Origin of the sequence: Xanthomonas sp. SHU 199, from assembly GCF_000364665.1 — a bacterium.
Classification (GTDB): domain Bacteria; phylum Pseudomonadota; class Gammaproteobacteria; order Xanthomonadales; family Xanthomonadaceae; genus Xanthomonas_A; species Xanthomonas_A sontii.
In genome coordinates this window covers 1-1,025 of sequence record NZ_AQOI01000528.1, presented here as the reverse complement: position 1 = coordinate 1,025, position 1,025 = coordinate 1, and the positions used below count along the sequence as shown (strand labels likewise).

Below are 1,025 nucleotides of genomic sequence, written 5' to 3'. Positions count from 1 at the left end.
CCGGGGCGGCCCGCGCGGCGCGGCGGTCGGGGGTGTAGCGGCCGATCACGCTGCAGCTGGCGCCGGACACGCGCTTGCTGCCGTAGCTGGGCACGCCGTCGTTGCCGGTGCACTTGTACAGGGTGCCGGCGCTGGCCGGCGCAGCCGTCAACGTGGCGAGTCCCAGCCCCAGGAGCCACAGCATCCCCTTCATGGCGGCGAGTGTCCCAACTTCCCCGCCGCTTGCCAAGTCCGCACCGCCCGGGGCCGGAGCAGCGCCGGGCGGCCAGTGCGCCCTCCCCGTCCGTATCACCTACTCCACCGGTGCCGGCTCCGGCACCTGCTCCAGCAACGCGTTCAGCACCCCGCGCAGCGCCGTCCGCACCTCGGCCGTGGCCTCCAGACCTGCGAACGGCACGCCGATGGTCAGCAATTGCGCCGCCAGCCACGGCACCGCGTCGGCCAGCAGCGACAGCCGGCAGTGGCCGTCGGCCTCGTCCCGCAGGGTGCCGCACCACAGTGGAATGCGCGCCCCCAGCTCGGCGGCGCTGCCACGCAGCCGCACACTGAGGGCGAAACCCATCGCCTGCGGGCTGTAGCGGATCGCCGCGTCGACCATGGCCGCCGGTTCCTGCGGCGGCAGGCGCAACGCCACCGCCGCGCCGAGCTGCAGGGGCGGCGCGATGCGTTCGGCGCGGAAGGTGCGCCAGTCGGCACGATCGCGGTCCCAGGCCAGCAGGTACCAGCGGCGGCCGGCGTTGACCAGGCGCAGGGGCTCGACCAGCCGCTCGCTGGCGCGCCCGGAATGGTCGCGGTAGGCGAAGCCGAGCAGGCGCCGGTCGCGGCAGGCGCTGGCGACCCCGATCAGCACCCGCGTGTCCGGCCGCAGCGGGTCCTGGCCCAGCGCCAGGGTCGCGCCCTGCAAGGCCTCGGCGCGCTGGCGCACCCGCGTCGGCAGCAGCGGTTCGAGCTTGGCCAGCACCCGCACCGCGGTGTCCTCCAGGCCGGCCATGCTGGCGCAGGCCGCGCGCAGCGCCACCGCGACC

At 75.9% G+C, this 1,025-nt stretch carries 2 protein-coding genes; both read right to left on the bottom strand.

Annotation, left to right across the window (positions count from 1 at the left end; translation table 11 throughout):
- Positions 1 to 193: DUF4124 domain-containing protein (locus D183_RS0116055; protein ID WP_026144542.1), on the bottom strand; the 193-nt coding region annotated here is incomplete at its 3' end.
- 99 nt (positions 194 to 292) lie between these two features.
- Positions 293 to 1,025: helix-turn-helix transcriptional regulator (locus D183_RS24995; protein ID WP_017909899.1), on the bottom strand; the 733-nt coding region annotated here is incomplete at its 5' end.